Origin of the sequence: Marinobacterium sp. xm-m-383 (assembly GCF_013283255.1) — a bacterium.
Lineage (GTDB): Bacteria > Pseudomonadota > Gammaproteobacteria > Pseudomonadales > Balneatricaceae > Marinobacterium_E.
In genome coordinates this window covers 25,199-42,132 of sequence record NZ_WBYT01000004.1, presented here as the reverse complement: position 1 = coordinate 42,132, position 16,934 = coordinate 25,199, and the positions used below count along the sequence as shown (strand labels likewise).

Annotated in this window: 18 protein-coding genes; 7 read left to right on the top strand and 11 right to left on the bottom strand. The window is 47.6% G+C overall.

Going from position 1 to position 16,934, the window contains the following annotated elements; all coding sequences use genetic code 11:
* Together XMM383_RS07660 and hemW are read left to right on the top strand one after the other, a co-directional pair.
* Positions 1-603, top strand: a complete 603-nt coding sequence (locus XMM383_RS07660; RefSeq protein WP_173494941.1) for an XTP/dITP diphosphatase — start codon at positions 1-3, stop codon at positions 601-603.
* Positions 604-1,749 carry a radical SAM family heme chaperone HemW gene (hemW, locus tag XMM383_RS07655; RefSeq protein WP_173484402.1) on the top strand — a complete coding sequence of 382 codons (1,146 nt, stop codon included), beginning with the start codon at positions 604-606 and terminating at the stop codon, positions 1,747-1,749. It begins immediately after the preceding gene.
* Here hemW and XMM383_RS07650 read toward each other — a convergent pair.
* From XMM383_RS07650 to XMM383_RS07625, 6 genes are read right to left on the bottom strand one after another with little or no spacing between them, the layout of a single operon-like run.
* Positions 1,739-2,455 carry an HAD family hydrolase gene (locus tag XMM383_RS07650; protein WP_173494940.1) on the bottom strand — a complete coding sequence of 239 codons (717 nt, stop codon included), beginning with the start codon at positions 2,453-2,455 and terminating at the stop codon, positions 1,739-1,741. The genes hemW and XMM383_RS07650 overlap by 11 nt on opposite strands.
* Positions 2,442-3,350: a tyrosine recombinase XerC gene (xerC, locus tag XMM383_RS07645; protein WP_173480061.1), complete on the bottom strand. Its 909-nt coding sequence runs from the start codon at positions 3,348-3,350 to the stop codon at positions 2,442-2,444. Before xerC ends, XMM383_RS07650 begins: the two co-directional genes overlap by 14 nt.
* 1 nt (position 3,351) lies before the next feature.
* On the bottom strand, positions 3,352-4,023 hold the full coding sequence (locus tag XMM383_RS07640) for a DUF484 family protein (RefSeq protein WP_254443108.1): 672 nt from the start codon (positions 4,021-4,023) through the stop codon (positions 3,352-3,354).
* Positions 4,020-4,853 (bottom strand): diaminopimelate epimerase, encoded by an 834-nt coding sequence (gene dapF, locus XMM383_RS07635; protein ID WP_173480059.1) that lies wholly within the window; start codon positions 4,851-4,853, stop codon positions 4,020-4,022. The genes XMM383_RS07640 and dapF overlap by 4 nt, the downstream gene beginning before the upstream one ends.
* A complete protein-coding gene (gene lysA, locus XMM383_RS07630) occupies positions 4,853-6,109 on the bottom strand; it encodes a diaminopimelate decarboxylase (protein WP_173494939.1) in 1,257 nt (418 codons plus the stop codon). Before lysA ends, dapF begins: the two co-directional genes overlap by 1 nt.
* A 10-nt stretch (positions 6,110-6,119) precedes the next feature.
* The gene (locus XMM383_RS07625; protein WP_217361965.1) at positions 6,120-6,227 is read right to left on the bottom strand and encodes a lipoprotein; all 108 of its coding nucleotides are present in this window, start codon (positions 6,225-6,227) and stop codon (positions 6,120-6,122) included.
* Positions 6,228-6,397: 170 nt separating this feature from the next.
* Here XMM383_RS07625 and cyaY point away from each other — a divergent pair, with 170 nt between their 5' ends.
* Complete coding sequence (cyaY, locus tag XMM383_RS07620) at positions 6,398-6,724, top strand: iron donor protein CyaY (RefSeq protein ID WP_173494938.1); 327 nt, start codon at positions 6,398-6,400, stop codon at positions 6,722-6,724.
* Between the two features lie 3 nt (positions 6,725-6,727).
* Positions 6,728-7,732, top strand: coding sequence for an NAD-dependent epimerase (locus tag XMM383_RS07615; RefSeq protein WP_173494937.1), 1,005 nt, complete (start codon positions 6,728-6,730; stop codon positions 7,730-7,732).
* Here XMM383_RS07615 and waaA read toward each other — a convergent pair.
* Together waaA and msbA are read right to left on the bottom strand one after the other, a co-directional pair.
* Positions 7,729-8,970, bottom strand: coding sequence for a lipid IV(A) 3-deoxy-D-manno-octulosonic acid transferase (waaA, locus tag XMM383_RS07610; protein WP_173494936.1), 1,242 nt, complete (start codon positions 8,968-8,970; stop codon positions 7,729-7,731). The two genes, XMM383_RS07615 and waaA, sit on opposite strands and share 4 nt — an antisense overlap.
* The gene (msbA, locus tag XMM383_RS07605; RefSeq protein ID WP_371740256.1) at positions 8,963-10,714 is read right to left on the bottom strand and encodes a lipid A export permease/ATP-binding protein MsbA; all 1,752 of its coding nucleotides are present in this window, start codon (positions 10,712-10,714) and stop codon (positions 8,963-8,965) included. Before msbA ends, waaA begins: the two co-directional genes overlap by 8 nt.
* Positions 10,715-10,837: 123 nt before the next feature.
* On the opposite strand from msbA, the gene lpxL reads away from it, so the two are divergent.
* The 3 genes from lpxL to XMM383_RS07590 are packed head-to-tail and all read left to right on the top strand — an operon-like array spanning position 10,838 to position 13,628.
* Positions 10,838-11,761, top strand: a complete 924-nt coding sequence (lpxL, locus tag XMM383_RS07600; protein WP_173494935.1) for an LpxL/LpxP family Kdo(2)-lipid IV(A) lauroyl/palmitoleoyl acyltransferase — start codon at positions 10,838-10,840, stop codon at positions 11,759-11,761.
* A 20-nt stretch (positions 11,762-11,781) separates the two neighbouring features.
* Positions 11,782-12,576, top strand: coding sequence for a glycosyltransferase family 2 protein (locus tag XMM383_RS07595; protein ID WP_173494934.1), 795 nt, complete (start codon positions 11,782-11,784; stop codon positions 12,574-12,576).
* Positions 12,577-12,626: 50 nt separating this feature from the next.
* Positions 12,627-13,628, top strand: coding sequence for a glycosyltransferase family 4 protein (locus tag XMM383_RS07590; RefSeq protein WP_173494933.1), 1,002 nt, complete (start codon positions 12,627-12,629; stop codon positions 13,626-13,628).
* On the opposite strand, the gene XMM383_RS07585 is transcribed toward XMM383_RS07590, so the two are convergent.
* The 3 genes from XMM383_RS07585 to XMM383_RS07575 are packed head-to-tail and all read right to left on the bottom strand — an operon-like array spanning position 13,607 to position 16,839.
* A complete protein-coding gene (locus tag XMM383_RS07585; RefSeq protein WP_173494932.1) occupies positions 13,607-14,710 on the bottom strand; it encodes a glycosyltransferase family 4 protein in 1,104 nt (367 codons plus the stop codon). The two genes, XMM383_RS07590 and XMM383_RS07585, sit on opposite strands and share 22 nt — an antisense overlap.
* Positions 14,711-16,000 (bottom strand): Vi polysaccharide biosynthesis UDP-N-acetylglucosamine C-6 dehydrogenase TviB, encoded by a 1,290-nt coding sequence (gene tviB, locus XMM383_RS07580; RefSeq protein WP_305847190.1) that lies wholly within the window; start codon positions 15,998-16,000, stop codon positions 14,711-14,713. It abuts the gene before it with no gap.
* Positions 15,991-16,839, bottom strand: coding sequence for an ELM1/GtrOC1 family putative glycosyltransferase (locus tag XMM383_RS07575; protein ID WP_173494931.1), 849 nt, complete (start codon positions 16,837-16,839; stop codon positions 15,991-15,993). The genes tviB and XMM383_RS07575 overlap by 10 nt, the downstream gene beginning before the upstream one ends.
* Positions 16,840-16,934: the final 95 nt, after the last annotated feature.

Genomic DNA, 16,934 nt, shown 5'->3' with positions numbered 1-16,934 from the left:
ATGAGCCAGCGGATTGTTTTAGCCAGCGGTAACCAGGGCAAACTCAAGGAGTTCTCAAAGATACTGGCCCCTTTGGATTTTGAGATCGTCTCCCAGGGAGACTTGGGTGTTGAAGATGCTGAAGAGACCGGTTTAAGTTTTGTCGAGAACGCGATCATCAAAGCCCGCAACGCCTGCGCTGCAACCGGCTTACCTGCCATTGCTGATGACTCAGGCCTTGAGGTGGATGCTCTCTCTGGAGCCCCTGGCATCTACTCTGCTCGTTTTGCAGGCCCAAGCGCCTCGGACCAACAGAATATAGATAAGCTTCTTCAAGAGCTTGGTGAGCTTGAAGCGGAGCAGCGCTCTGCACGATTTCGCTGTGTTCTGGTCTGTATGCGCCACCAGAATGATCCTACTCCACTGATCGCTGTGGGCAGCTGGGAAGGTAAGATTCTTGGTGCACCTGAAGGGGAGAATGGCTTTGGTTACGATCCTATATTCTGGTCACCTGAGTATGACTGCGCAGCAGCACAACTCACCCCAGAGCAGAAAAAAGCCGTCAGCCATCGCGGCAAAGCCGTTGCACAGCTGACAGAACAGCTGGCTGCTTTCCTCGCCTAAATGGATGCCAAGCTACCACCGCTGTCACTCTATGTGCACGTGCCTTGGTGCATTCGAAAGTGTCCATATTGTGACTTCAATTCGCACCAAGTCAGAGATGAGATACCTGAATCGCTCTATTTGGACCGACTCATTTCAGAACTTAAAAACGAGCAACACCTAACGTCTGGTCGACCCATACATTCGATCTTCATCGGTGGCGGGACACCTAGCCTTCTAAAACCGGAAAGCTACGCCAGATTACTTGAGGCTGTTAAATCAAACTACAGCCTAGAACCAGACGCTGAAATTACTATGGAAGCAAACCCTGGGACTTTTGAACAAGAGAAGTTTGAAGGGTTTGCAGATGCGGGCATCAATCGGTTGTCGATTGGCGTGCAGAGCTTTGATGATGATCGACTGAGAGCTCTTGGCCGAATTCATACAGGCGGCGAAGCCATTAAAGCCATTCAATCAGCAACAAAACTGTTTCAACGGACTAATATCGATCTGATGCACGGACTACCCGGTCAAACCCCGGACGCTGCGTTGAATGATCTTGAGCAGGCTATCGCATTCGAACCCGATCAAATCTCTTGGTATCAACTGACGATTGAACCTAACACAGAGTTTGCAGCCAAACCGCCCTCTCTACCGATCGAGGAGTCCTTATGGACTATTCAGGAGCAGGGCAGTGAACTGCTAAAACGTCATGGCTATGAGCAATATGAGATTTCGGCCTTCGCACGACCAGGCGGTGAATCAAAACACAACCTCAACTACTGGCAGTTCGGCGACTACTTAGGTATTGGAGCCGGCGCACACGCTAAGATTTCCCGCTGGGAGCAAGGTCAGCTGCTGATTGAACGTATTCATAAACAGCGCCAACCCAAGGCTTACATAAATGCCATCGACCCAGTTGCAGGTAGAGAGATCATAGAATCCGAGGCTCTGCCCTTTGAGTTTATGCTCAATGCCTTGCGCCTGAAATCGGGCGTTGCCACAGAGCTTTTTGAGCAGAGCACTGGATGTTCGATTGAACGTATAGAACCTCTGCTATCAAAAGCTCGTCAACGTGGAATGCTAATTGAAGACCCTGCCCGGATTGCTCCAACCCAAGAGGGGCAGCTGTTTCTGAATGATCTGTTGGAGATGTTTATCGATTGAGGTTGGCGACGATCTTAGGTATCTCACTGATCGTCTCAGCGTGCCAGTCAGCCTCCACCTCAATGGCCCACTCCAGCCCTTCGGGGTTGACCCAAATGGTATGCATTCCCATCTCTTTTGCCGCCCGAATATCATTAATCGGGTGATCACCCACATGGACCACCTCATCAGCCTTGACCGAGGCAAATTCCAAAGCCTTTTCAAACATCAAAGGATGGGGCTTCGCAGTACCCACCCCGTCGGCATTAAATTGAAAGTCGAACCACTGAGCTAAGGGTGTTTTAGCCACCTCAGCATTACCGTTACTCAGTGCACCAATCAGCAACCCTTGATCTTTTAGTTGCTGCAACATTTCGATTACCTGGTCGTAGGGCGCGACCGCATGGCGATGATGCAAAAAGAGATCAAAAGCCGCGGCCGCTTTAGATTGCGCCTCTTTTTGGGTAAGCCCCACCGAGACCATCCCCTCCTCAAGCAGACGTATACGCGTTTCTGTCATGCTGTGTGCAATTTCTGGATAACGCTCAAGTAGAGAGCGACGCAGTGCTGACCCTTCGGCAAGATCACTGAGTGAATATCGCTCTGTGTAAGCTGGAACCTCGCGTTCTAGCCACTCCCACAATAGATCGTTCGCTTTAATCACAACCGGGTGGACGGCCCATAAGGTATCGTCGAGATCAAAGGTGACACACTTAATTTTTTTCACGTCGTTTAGCCCTTGGGTGTGAGTTTTGATAGATCGATTTAAGTTGCTTGAAGTCTAGGTGCGTATATATCTGAGTCGTACTGATATCGGCGTGACCTAATAGCTCTTGCACGGCACGAAGGTCACCAGAGCCGGCGAGCATTTCAGTCGCGAAACTATGACGCAGCCGGTGTGGGTATAAATTGCCTGCGACACCCGACTGTTCACCAAGCTCTTTCAAACGTTTCTCGACGCTGCGGGATGAGAGACGCTTGCCCAGCTTCCCGACAAACAGAGCTTCTTCATTGTAGTCGGCTAATGCCAAGCGCTCCTTTAGCCAAAGCTTAATGGCCTGCAGAGCCGCACCGCCCACTGGAACTTGGCGCATTTTGCGACCCTTACCCTCAACGATGACGGAGCCTGAACCTAAATCGATATCGCTTAGATTAATACCAACCAATTCTGATACGCGCAGCCCACTGGAATAGAGCAGCTCCATCATGGCTAGATCACGAATCTTTAAGGGATCATCTTGTGGCGTGTCTAACACCTCATTCAAGGTCTCAGAACTCAGTGTTTGTGGAAGACGGCGAGGGGCTTTCGGCGCTTTAATGGCCAGAGCGGGATTATGTTCGCAGATCGATTGCTGATTCAGATATCGATAAAAGCTACGAAGTGCAGACAGCATTCGTTGCAACGATCGGCCCGACAGACCCTCTGAGTGCAGCTCGGCCACCGCGTAACGCAGAGGGCGCTCAGAGAGCTCAAGCCAGCCTGTGAATTCAATCAGTTGTAGCGTCTCTCGAAAGCGCTGAAGATCGCGCTGATAGTTGAAGACTGTTTTATCGGATAGCTGACGCTCGACACGGAGGTGCTCGGTAAAGCGAAATTCTAAATCGCTATCCGAGCAACCCATGCTAGCCTCGAATATTCATCAAACGCGCAAGGATTCTGCTTAGAACTTCGCCGATATACGCCAAAAATAGCGTTCCTTGCGTAGACTGGAAGTAGTTGGCGTCGTATGAGCCAATAACCAGAAGACCTAAAGATTCGCCCTTCACTAGAGGTACCACAGCGCAAGATCCAACGGGCTTTTGAGGGTTTCGGAATAAGAATCGGGTCATCTGATCCGACAACTGTCCGCAGACCGGGCTTGATGAGTCGATCAACGGCTGAACAATTGACGTTTGACTGCGCGGCAACACTCTTAGTGAGTTAACGTCGAGCTCCGTATCCGAGAAGAGGATTAGCTCCACCTCATCGCCACTGAAGTCGCCACACAAGCTCTCTTCAAGTGCAATACTGACTTCATCAAAGCTGTCTGCCTCTAGCAGTGACAGAACCATCCGCTTGGTCTTACCGAATTGCCCGTCGTTATGACGCGCTGCTTCGATCATATCCGACAGGTGGATTTCGAGTGTATTGGCTTTTTCTCGCAGCATGCTGGTTTGACGTTCAACCAAGGAGACCGCCGAACCTCTATGATGAGGTACCGTCAGCTTTTCAAGTAACCAGGTATGGTTCTCAAAAAAACTGGGATTCTGTGCAAGCCACTCTGCGACTTGGTTTTCATCTAGCGGTTGGCTCATAAGTAGATCTGCCCTTCGTAAACCGAACATACGGGACCAGTCATATTGACGGAGTGCCCTTCACCTAACCACTCAATCTCAAGATCACCACCAGGTAAGTGAACGGTAACTTTGCTATCGAGAAGGCCACGCAAACGACCTGACACGACGGCAGCACAAGCCCCAGTACCACACGCTTGAGTTTCACCTGCACCGCGCTCATAGACACGAAGATTCACCTCATTTTTGGAGATGACTTCCATAAATCCGATATTGGCACGACTAGGGAAGACAGCATGAGATTCCAGCTCTGGCCCCCAGCTCTCAACCGGCGCGCTTTCAATGGAATCAACGACCAAGACAGCATGAGGATTACCCATGGAGACCGCACCAAACTCAACAGTTTGACCTGAAGCCAGTTGGGTAGAGTAAGTCGTGCTCTTCTCTGTGAAGGTGGTAGGCACTTCGACCGGATCCAACTCTGGAGCACCCATATCAACTTCAACCAGATCGCGACCCACAATGTTCAACACCGCACGACCACGTGCTGTTTGCACCTTAATGGTATCTCGCAACACCAACCCTTTATCGCGAACAAATCGCGCAAAGCAGCGAGCGCCGTTGCCACAGTGCTCGACTTCACTGCCATCAGCATTAAAGATACGGTAACGAAAATCCATATCCGGATCGGATGGCGGTTCGACCAACAACATCTGATCAAAACCGACACCAAAATTGCGATCCGAAAGTTGACGCACAAGGTCCGCGTTGACACGGACGCGTTGTGAGATGGCGTCAATGACCATAAAGTCATTGCCCAAGCCATGCATCTTAGTGAATCGCAGTAGCATCAGCCTTCCTCTGACAGTAATGATTCACCGCGCACAAGATCAGCAAACTGCTCACGCTCACGAACCACTTGGAAGCGCGCATCATCCACCATCACCTCAGCGGCACGGCCACGGGTGTTGTAGTTAGAAGCCATGACAAAGCCGTATGCGCCTGCCGAGCAGACTGCTAATAGATCACCTGGAGTCAGTGCCAACTTACGATCTTTGCCAAGGAAGTCGCCGGTTTCACAAATCGGGCCGACAAGATCCCAAACGGCCTCTTCCGCGGATGACTCTAGCTGAGCTGGAATAATCTCTTGGTAAGCGCTGTATAACGACGGGCGAATCAGATCGTTCATTGCCGCATCGATAATGGCAAAGTTCTTCTCTTCATTACGCTTAAGGAACTCAACCTTGGTGAGTAGAATTCCCGCGTTCGCAGAGATCGAACGGCCCGGCTCAAACACTAACTTAAGCTGACGATCACCCAAACGATCAATGATGGCATCGATGTAATCTTTGGGCTCTGGTGGTGTCTCGTCGGTGTAACAAACCCCTAAGCCACCGCCAAGGTCGAGGTGTTCGATCAGGATACCCGCTTCCGCCAATCGATCGATCAATGCTAATAGGCGATCGAGCGCATCGAGGAAGGGATCGATTTCAGTCAACTGCGAACCGATGTGGCAATCAACGCCAACCACTTTAACGTTTGAAAGCTGAGCCGCTCGCTGATAAACCTCAAGCGCAGAATCAATGGCAATGCCAAACTTGTTCTCTTTTAGGCCTGTTGAGATATATGGGTGAGTGCCCGCATCGACATCTGGATTCACACGGAATGAGACATCGGCCACCTTGCCTAACTCAGCAGCGACCGCATTAACACGTTGCAGCTCCGATTCAGACTCGATATTGAAACAGTGGATGCCAACCTCTAGCGCACGAGCGATCTCTGCAGCTTGCTTGCCAACACCAGAAAAGACCACTTTGGAAGGATCCGCACCCGCCAAAAGCACACGCTCTAATTCGCCCTGAGAGACAATATCAAAACCTGCTCCCAACTTAGCCAATACATTTAACACAGCCAGGTTGGAGTTAGATTTAACCGCAAAGCAGACCAGTGCATCGCGCCCTGCTAACGCGTCAGCATAAGCCAAATAGCCTCGCTCAAGGGCATCACGCGAGTAAACATAGGCGGGCGTGCCAACCGCATTTGCGATCTCTGCAACAGAGACGTCTTCCGCAAACAGTTGACCGTCGCGGTATTCAAAACTTTCCATTTTTTCTCTCTTAAGAGTTTGATTGCTGCGAAGTTTCAGCACCCGGCATCGACAATGGGCCCTTCTGACCGCATCCAACGAGTGCACAACAGAACACCAGTGCAAAGAACATTCGCATAATCCACTCCAATTACGACCAACCCTTAATGTGTCGGGTTTTGATCAATAAAATTAAAGCCAGAGTATACCCTGATAATAGGCTTGTAGGCGACCACGAAAGGCCTATTTAGCACGGACAAAGCTGCGGAAATCAGTATAATGAAATCAATGTTTACAGGAGGTTAGACAATGAGTGATGCGATCTATTTAGAGCGTGTTGAAGAGACCCTCAACGCACTCGAAGAGCTGTTAGACCATGCGGAGTCCGATTTGGACTATGACAATAACGGCGCGATGATGACGATTAAGTGCCCTGACCGAAGCCAAATTATCCTAACGCGCCAGCCTCCAGTAAAGCAGCTTTGGCTAGCAACCCGCACACAAGGTCTGCATTTTGACTACGATGAAGCTCAACAGGCTTGGGTTTTAGACTCGGACGGCTCGTTGCTACGAACTCATCTAATGGCTGCATTCGTCGATCAAACCGACGAGCAGCTCGACCTATCTGAGATCTAATTAATGAAAATACTTGTTACAGGTGCGGCCGGTTTTATTGGTTTTCACGTCAGTCAGTGGCTATGCAATCGCGGTGATGAGGTTATTGGTATCGATAATCTTAATGACTATTACGAAGTGAGTTTGAAAGAGGCGCGTCTCTCTCAATTGGAACCCCTATCGAACTTCCGCTTTATAAAACTCGACATCGCAGATCGTGATGGACTGGCTAATTTATTTGCAGAAGAGAAGTTTGATCGTGTTGTTCATTTAGCGGCGCAAGCGGGTGTTCGTTACTCCATTGAGAACCCGCATGCTTATGCAGATTCCAACCTTGTTGGATTTCTAAATATTCTTGAAGGTTGTCGCCACAATCAAGTGGAGCACTTGGTTTACGCATCATCAAGCTCAGTATACGGTGCAAACGAGACCATTCCGTTCAGCGAAAATAATAATGTCGACCACCCAGTTTCGCTGTATGCCGCCTCCAAAAAGGCTAACGAAGCGATGGCTCATAGTTACAGTCAACTCTACAACTTACCGACTACTGGCCTGCGCTTCTTTACTGTCTACGGTCCTTGGGGTCGTCCAGATATGTCGCCAATTCTTTTCGCAAAAGCGATTACGGAAGACAAACCACTGAAGGTGTTTAACTACGGTAAGCACCGCCGCGACTTCACCTACATCGATGACATCGTACAAGGCGTAGTGCGCACACTGGATAATGTAGCTCAACCCAATCCGGAGTGGTCTGGCTTAGATCCTGATCCAGCAACATCAAAAGCGCCTTGGCGCATCTACAACATCGGCAATAGCCAGCCTGTAGAGCTACTCTACTACATTGAGTGCATTGAGAAGGCGTTAGGAAAAACAACCGAGAAGGAGTTACTGCCTCTACAACCTGGCGATGTTGAGCATACCTATGCAGATGTAGCCGCTCTGATGTGCGACACTGGATACCAGCCCAACACACCGATTGAAGAGGGTGTAGAGAAGTTTATAGCCTGGTTTAAGTTCTACTACGGTTAATTAGTGATTAAACTTTGAACCTGTTGATAGAGGCGCTCCATAGCGCCTCTATTTTTTTCTACCACCCTGATGCCCGCTTTAGACATTACGTAGTTATCATTGCCGAGCAAAACCCTAATCTGCTCAGCCAATTCTTGTTCGCCTTGCACCTGCACCAATGCACCTTCACTTTTCAGCGTCGAGATAATCGAGTGGAAGTTATAATCACTTGGCCCCATGACAATTGGCAAACCAAGAGCGGCCGGCTCTAGCGGGTTGTGCCCTCCTGTACCAGAGAAGCTTCCACCGACGAAGGTTAGATCCGCAGCAGCGTAGTAAGAGAACATTTCACCCAACGAGTCGCCTATCCATATATCTATATTGCTATCGGCCGTAGATAGTGATCGCTTACTTACATGATCGGAATAGTCTTTAGCCAACTGATAAACAGAGTCAAAACGCTCTGGATGGCGGGGTACGAGAATGAGTACCGGACGCTGATCTTGTGGAATGACACGCCAAGCATCCAACAAAATCTTATCCTCACCCTGATGGGTACTGGCAGCCACTAGCACTTTGCGGGCAAAAGCAGCTTTCCACGCTTTACCTATTTGAATCTGATCTTCAGGAAGATCGATATCGAATTTGATACTACCAGAAACCAGCAGTCGATCCTCTGGCATACCCAAGCTCTTAAACCTTTCTGCATCCGACTCATGTTGGGCTAGCAAAAGCGAAATTGAATTTAACGTATCCTTGGTCAACCCTGAAAAGCGCTTATATCCCTTGAATGACTTCTCAGATAGACGAGCATTTGCCAGAACGATGGGAATCTTCCGACTTGATGTAGCTGTCAAGAGATTCGGCCAAATCTCTGTCTCAACAATGAGCAGTAATTTTGGAGAGTGAGCTCCGAAAAACAGTGTAAAGAAGATCGGTAGATCCCATGGCAGGTAACGGTGCTCGACTCGCCCGCCAAAACGCTGTTTTACCTGTGCCGCTCCCGTTGGTGTGGTCGTTGTGAAAAGGACCGACTCACCCTGATCTAAAAGCCTCTCAACAAGCGGGCTAATCGCAATGGTTTCACCAACAGAAACCGCGTGAATCCAGATCGGTCTGCCTAGTGTTTTCTGCTGAATACCAAAACGTTCAATCAGACGCTGTCGATAGGCAGAGGCTTTTAAGCTACGAACTAACAGGCGAAAAACGAAGAGAGGCAGTAACAGTGTATAAAGCGCGGAATAGAGCAGCCTAGCCATCTAGCTGCTCACTAAACTGCATACGATGAAGCTGAGCATAATCCCCATCCAAAGCCAACAGCTCTGCATGAGTACCGCGCTCCACTATTTGCCCCTGATCCATTACAACGATCAGATCCGCTTTTTCAATGGTGGAGAGGCGATGGGCAATGATAAGCGTTGTCCGCCCCTTTACGACCTCATCGAGTGCTTCCTGGATGTGTCGTTCCGACTCTGTATCCAGTGCCGAGGTTGCCTCATCAAGAATCAAGATAGGTGCATTTTTCAAAATAGCGCGAGCGATCGCAATACGCTGACGCTGACCACCTGAGAGAAGCACGCCACCCTCGCCAATCTCAGTTTCAAGACCTTTGGGCAGTCGCTCAACAAACTCCATGACATGCGCAGCCTCTGCGGCCACTTTAATCTGTTCTGGAGTCGATGATGCAAGCGCACCATATGCAATATTGTCAGCGATCGTGCCGTTAAAAAGCACAACTTGCTGGTTAACTAACGCAATTTGTTCACGTAGCGACTCTAGCGTACAGGACTCAAGCGCTTGGCCATCCAGTAACAACTCACCACGCCAACCATCATTAAAACGCGGTAACAGACTGACCAGCGTCGATTTACCCGAGCCAGACTTACCAACCAACGCAACGGTCGTTCCTGCAGGAATATCCAAATTAATCTGCTTCAGCGCATCATCTTGAGTTCCGGGATAAGCAAAGCTTAAATCCGAGAATTTAAGATCACCAACCGCTCGACCAAGCTCAATCGATCCGGTGTCGACCTCAACCGGTTCATCCATTACCGCAAAAACACCTTCTGAGGCGGCAATACCGCGTTGAATCTTGGTATTCACATCGGTGAGCAATCGAAGGGGTTTAGTAATTAAGCCTGCAGCGGTAAGAAAGGCTACAAAACCACCTGTACTCATTCCTGACATGACATCTGGGTGCATCGCAATGAACATCAGTGCCGCTAAAGCTATCGCAACAAGCACTTGAACGATCGGGGTATTAATAGACTGGGTAACCACCAATTTCATGAACTGGCGTCGATTCAAATCACTCGCCTGAAAAAACCTCTGCTTTTCAAACTCTGAACCGCCAAACACCCTAACAACTTGGTAACCTTTAACGGCTTCAGATGCGGCATCAGTAATGTCCGCCACCGACTCCTGAATTTTGCGTGACTGTCTTCTCATACGCTTTGAAGCAATCATAACGACCACCCCGATTAGAGGTGCAGCAGCGACAAAAATCAGAGTGAGCTTCCAGTTTAGGTAAAGCATGTAGCCAAACAAGCCAATAACGGTCATCCCTTCTCGAAGTCCGACCTTAACAGCGTCAGTCACAGCTTCGGTCACCTGCTCAACGTTATAGGTCATCTTGGCCAAGATCTGGCCACTGGAGCTCGCAGAGTAGAATGCTGTGGGGAGTTTTTGTAAGGTATTGAAAAGATCGACTCTCAAACCATGAATCGTCTGTCTGGCGATATAGGCAATACAGTAAGAGCCGACAAAGGTCCCCAGACCTCTTCCTGCAAAAATAGCAACGACCATAGCTGCAAGTAGGTAGCGCTGATCAAATCTGCCAGACTCAACTGAATTAACGACCATCTCTAACCACTTTGCAGAAGCAGCCTGAGAGGCCCCATAAATCGCATAGCCAATGAAACTAAAGAGAAAGCCATGCCAATAAGGTTTTACATACCCTAGTAAGCGATGATAAAGATGCCAACTTGACTGAGTTTGACTCACAAAAATCCTTTAATGCTCTAATCGAACCTATTTTGAGCTAAGTATACCTCAGCAAACAGCATCCTGTGTTGATTGAGTATCAGTGCAGCATTAAACTCGTAATACAGCAACGACTAACAGTTTATGCCTAATAAAACAGTCCACTCAATCTACTCTCCAGCTTACTGGCCAACATGGTTAGGTTTAGGGCTATTACGTCTCGTTAATACCTTACCCTTTCAGACTCAGCTTGTTGTAGGAAAATGGCTCGGCCTAGCTCTTTTTTATTTAGCACCGAAGAGAAGGCATATCGTCTACATCAACCTCAAACTTTGCTTTCAAGAACTCGATGAGATCCAGCTCAAGAAGATGGTAAAACAGGTTTTCATTGAAAATGGCATCGGCATTATTGAGACAGCAATGGCCTGGTGGAGCCCTCGTGAAGGCTTTCGGCGTCGAGTAACTATTGAAGGCAAAGAGCACTTAGAAGAGGCTCTCTCAAAAGGCAAAGGCGTCATCCTATTGGGTGCTCACTTTTCCACCTTGGATTTAGGCGGGCTGCTTTTCTCACTGTTTTTTCCTCTACATACTATGTACCGTCCACACAACAACTTACTCATGGACAAGGTCATTACAAAGGGGCGTTTAAGGTCGATTGACTCCATGATTGATCGATCTGACTTTAGATCCGTATTGAAAGCACTTAAAAGAAATGAGATTGTTTGGTACGCACCTGATCAGGACTTCGGCCCGACCAACTCTGTCTTTGCACCCTTTTTTGGAGTGCCTGCAGCCACAGTCCCAGCAACCGCTCGATTGGCAAAAATGAGCAAATCTCCTGTGATCATGCTTTCACACCACCGCTCAATTGATGGGCAATACATCTTAAGAGTGCATCCACCGGTAGAACCCTTCCCCTTGGATGATGACGTTGCCTCTGCAACTCGTATAAACCAAGAGATCGAAAAAGGCATTCGCTATGAACCTACACAGTATATGTGGGTACACAGACGCTTTAAGACCCAGCCCGGCCTCAAAAAAAGCGCTCTCTATAAACGTACCGTCTAACTTTTTACCCTGAGACATTAATGAATAAAGTTAAAAATCTATCCTGTTACATCCGCACTCAAGACGAGGAGCGAATGATTGGTGATGTACTTAATCAGGTCCTTAAACTGACTGATGATATTGTGATTGTAGACTCAGGCTCAACTGACAGAACTAGAGAGATCGTTGAATCTAAAGGTGCTCTATTTATCTCACAACCTTGGCTTGGAAATGGCTATCAGAAACTGGTTGGGGAGCAGGCCTGTAAGCATGATTGGGTTTTAGATCTTGACGCCGATGAGTTACTTAGTGATGAGTTAGTAATTGAGATTCAAAAAACTTTTGAAGACGAACCCAACCCATTACAAGTATTCAGCCTGCCACTAATCACCGTTCCTCCTTATGGAGAGATTTGGCATAAAACAAACGTAGACCCTAGAAACAAACTTTATAATCGCAAGACCTACTCAATGCCAAAGCATAAAGCTTGGGATCAACTTGAGTTGGATAATGGCGTGAAGGTCTTTTCTCTTTCCGGAGCCCTATATCACTACTCATTCCCAAATATTGCACATATGATCGCCAAAATTAATAAAGGCTCCTCCTCACGTGCAAACAATGCAAAACTTAAGCCTTTTCCTTTAGTTGTAGCTCGAATCTTATTTGCCATACCCATCTATTTCTTGAAGCATTATCTACAAAAGGGACTCTGGCGTGCCGGGCTCTATGGTTTTTCTATCTCAATGGTTGCGGCTTTTGGCAGGTGGTTACGAGACGTAAAAATGCTTGAGGTACACCTAGAGAAGCAAGGTAAAAGAAATAAAGGGTACGAATGAAACAGCGTTTACTAATTTGTACCCAGACCTTTCCACCAAGGATGGGGGGAATGGAAGCTGTGATGCTATCACTGGCAAATCATTTTTCAGACGAAGGTTATGAAACCCTGGTAGCTGCGGATAAACCCTACAACTCCCCAACTGCTTTTAAGCATAGATCATTCAATGTCCCTAGGCTTTTTAGGCCTTGGTTAAAAAAGTGTTACTTAAACTTAAGCGCTTTCTCACCGGACTTTACTCTGTGTGACAGCTGGAAAAGTGTTTCAGCAATACCTAAAAATCACGGCAAACTCGTTGTGTTAGCGCATGGGCAAGAGTTGCTATTTGATAGCGACAGCAAAAAAACAAAAATTAGCAAACTCCTAAATAGAGCCGATCTGGTCGTAGCCAGTTCAAATATGACGGCTAACCTTGCAAAAGCATTAACCACAAAGCCAGTCATTACTGTATATCCGACATACATGCTGCCAGAATCAACTGAAACACCGTCACAAAAAGCGCATGCCAATCTTTTATCGCTCTGTCGCTTGGATCGACGCAAAGGGCTCATGGAGGCTGCACATGCTTTGGCAAACCTGAGAGATAAAGGAACAGAATTTCACTGGAATGTTGCCGGCTCAGGTCCAATTGAGCAGGAGCTTAGGGAACTGATCTCTGAATTAAATCTATCTAAAAAAGTGACTTTTCATGGCAAGGTAGACGATCAAACAAAAGGGGCTCTGCTTAATAAAGCCAGCCTCTTTATTATGCCCTCTTATCAGCTTGGTCGATCTCTTGAAGGATTCGGAATTAGTTATATCGAGGCTGCCAAAGCGGGTTTACCGTCAATCGCTGGCAACATTGGTGGAGCACCTGAAGCCGTTTTGGATGGTCGAACTGGCTGGTGTGTAGATGGAAGTAATATAAGCGCGATTCAAACTGCTTTAGAAGAAGCCCTTTGCTCAAATGAGCTGTTAGAGAAACTTGGAACAAACGCAAAGTGTCGGTTCGATAAAGAGCTCAGCGGACCTAAAGTATTTAAGCAGCTGCTTCACTCTATGAGGGATTTATAGAGAGTGTGAGTGGCTTCAAGCATGGCCTGTTTAGTGAAACCCGCTTGTTCTTTCACTGCATTAACTCGATCTTTTAACTGAGTTCGTGTTTTGGTTATGAGATCCGATCTTTCAGAAACAGTCACTCGCCCAGCATTAAAGGTGGCTGCTAAAATCTCACCCACTCCACCATGATCATAACCCAATACGGGCTTACCCAGGGAGAGAGCTTCTAACACGGTTCTACCAAAAGACTCTGGTTTCGTTGAGAGTGAATAGACAATTTCGCTGATCGAAAAAATTTCTCGAATATCTCTTCTCGCTCCGGTGAAGGTAACTCGCTGCTCTAGGCCAAGGTCTTTCACTCTCTGGTAAAGCTCTTGGGCGTACTCTTTTCTTTTTGGGTCCTCACCGCCGACGATGATCGCGTGAACATCTTCATATTCTGAGGCAAGAGAGCTGATTAGATCTAAGAAATCATTATGCCCTTTCAAACGGGTTAGTCGCCCAGGTAGGCAGAGCAGGCGCTTTCCTTCTAATTGCGGAAACTCAGTAAAAAAAGCCTGTTTCCACTCTGGGGTAGCTTGATAGCCATAAGGCCACTCTGCGGGTTCAACACCACGATAGATTAGATGAATATTGCTCTCTGGTGTCTCTGGGTAATTCTTTAATATGTAGTCGCGCACTGTTTCAGAAACGGCTATGACCGCCTCTCCTCGACACATTATTTGTGAATACTTACTAACCGAATAGAGTCCGTGAACTGTAGTTACTAATTTAGGTCTAGTAGTTTTTGGTAGGCCGTTCCACGCAAACCATGCGACCCAAGCGGGCATCCGAGATCGAAGATGCAGAATGTCGGGCTGCTCACCTTTCAAGAATTTTCGAAATGCCCTGATATGTCGAAAGGTCAGTAGAGACTTTTTACCTAAATCCCACTGAATGTGTCGACTGCCTTCATCTTCTAACTGCTGAACCATGCCGCCACCAGCCGAAACTACGATTGATTCATGCCCGTGATCGACGAGGTACTTAGCAACTTCCAAAGTGCCTTTTTCTACCCCGCCACCATTCAGAGCAGGTAAGACTTGAACGACTTTCATCTAGAGACGAAGGTCCGTTTCTGGCTGCTCAAAGAGGTACTTTAGATCGTAAAGAACATGAGTATCACGTCCCCAAGATCTAAGGGTATCTAATCCATACTCTTTAAACTGATTATGCGCGACAGCGATGATGATGGCGTCATATTGATCTGGCTGGGGTTGTGACACCAGCTCGACACCATACTCCTGTTTAGCCTCTTCAGCATCGACCCAAGGATCATGAATATCAACAGTGACACCGTAGGTTTCTAGAACCGAGACAATATCGAGCACTCGAGTATTTCGAAGGTCTGGGCAGTTCTCTTTAAACGCCAATCCCATAACGAGAATGCGACTCTCATTAACATGAATGCGACGCTTCAGCATCGCTTTAACCAACTCGTCTGCAACAAACGCCCCCATACCATCATTGATACGACGACCTGCTAGAATGACATCAGGTATATAACCAGCAGATTGAGCTTTATAGGTCAGGTAGTAGGGGTCCACTCCAATACAGTGTCCACCTACAAGCCCTGGACGGAATGGTAAGAAATTCCACTTAGTGCCTGCCGCTTTGAGAACCTCTTCGGTATCAATACCTAAGCGGTTAAAGATTATCGCAAGCTCATTAATCAGAGCAATATTAAGATCTCGTTGGGTGTTCTCAATAACCTTTGCAGCTTCTGCAACACGGATACTGCTGGCCTTAAAAGTACCTGCCTCAATGACAGAGGAGTAGAGTTGATCCACAAAGTCTGCGACCTCAGGTGTGGAGCCAGAGGTCACTTTCATAATATTGACCAGTCGATGAGTTTTATCGCCTGGGTTAATTCGTTCAGGACTGTAGCCAGCATAAAAGTCTTCGTTGAAAACCAAACCTGAGCCAGCCTCAATCACAGGGATACAATCTTCCTCTGTAGCACCTGGGTATACCGTCGACTCATAAATAACAATCGAGCCTGGGGTGATGACACGACCAAGCAGTTCAGACGCTTTAATCAATGGGGTAAGGTCAGGCTGTTTATGGCCATTAATAGGGGTTGGTACAGTTACAATGAAGATTGAGCAATCTTTAAGGTCTGCCTCAACTGCTGTAAAGCTTAGGCTCTGCGCTTCACTCAGTTCTTCTGGGCTAACCTCAAGCGTTGAATCTTTGCCACTGGACAACTCATCAATACGTGCTTGGTTAATATCGAACCCAACAACCGAACGACTCTTTCCAAACTCAACAGCTAACGGCAAACCAACATAGCCAAGCCCAATAATGGCTATTTTTGCTTCATCATAGTTTGGCAGTTTTACAGCCATGCTCTCTCCAAAATAATCTCTGCGCAGCGGGTTGCTTCTCGAAAATTCGACACTGGATTGGCCGGTTTTTGATCGGCTGTAGCACCCACTAAACCTTGCTCAACCAATGAGTCGATGCCCTGTTGCGTTCTTGAATTAGTCGTAGATTCTAAACGTATCAGCGAAACAGTGCACCCGGCGGTTAATGCTTCATAGACCATTGAGACACTGTCTGAGCTGACAATCACCTGTTCGGTGGTTGCTAAAGTGCTGGGTAACCAATCACTATCGACTGAATCAGGTTCAATTAATCTGATGCTCGTTTTCGATCTAAGTTGTTGTAATAGGTCGTTGGGAGTTCTTCGAGAGGTCGCTACATTCAATAAACCAATGGATGGTTCAGTTAACTGGTCGATCTGCTCAATAATGCGGGCATCATCCCAGATCACGTGCTTGCTTGGCCCACCTAAAAGCACCAGTCGACTTTCCGGCTGTTTTTTAGACGGCTTCATTCGATTAATTGCTCCCTTGGTAGTCACTACACGATCAAAAGCGGGGGGCGCATCATGCTCTGGGACCAGAGCTAAATTAAAGAAGCTGTAAGGGAGCGATGGGCGCATCAGTACGACATTTTTGGCCCCAAAGCGAACAGTGAGCGCCCAATTCCAAAAGTGAGTGGCTCTGCCTGCACTGATAATCAATTTGGGGCGATCTGTAGCAAACAGTGAACTACTGACACCCTTCAGTGGAAGGGTTTTGAATGTCAGATTCGGTTTAAACTCAAGCAACGCTTCTACCAATCCAAGGGACTGATTAATGTGCCCGGGCTTTCCATCACTGATGATCCAGATATCTGCCACAACAAACCTTTTCGCATATAGATCCCTAAGGATAAACAGTTCCCGCCCTAAACACACTTCAATTTAATAAATATCGATTCCAATTTTCCCTCTAT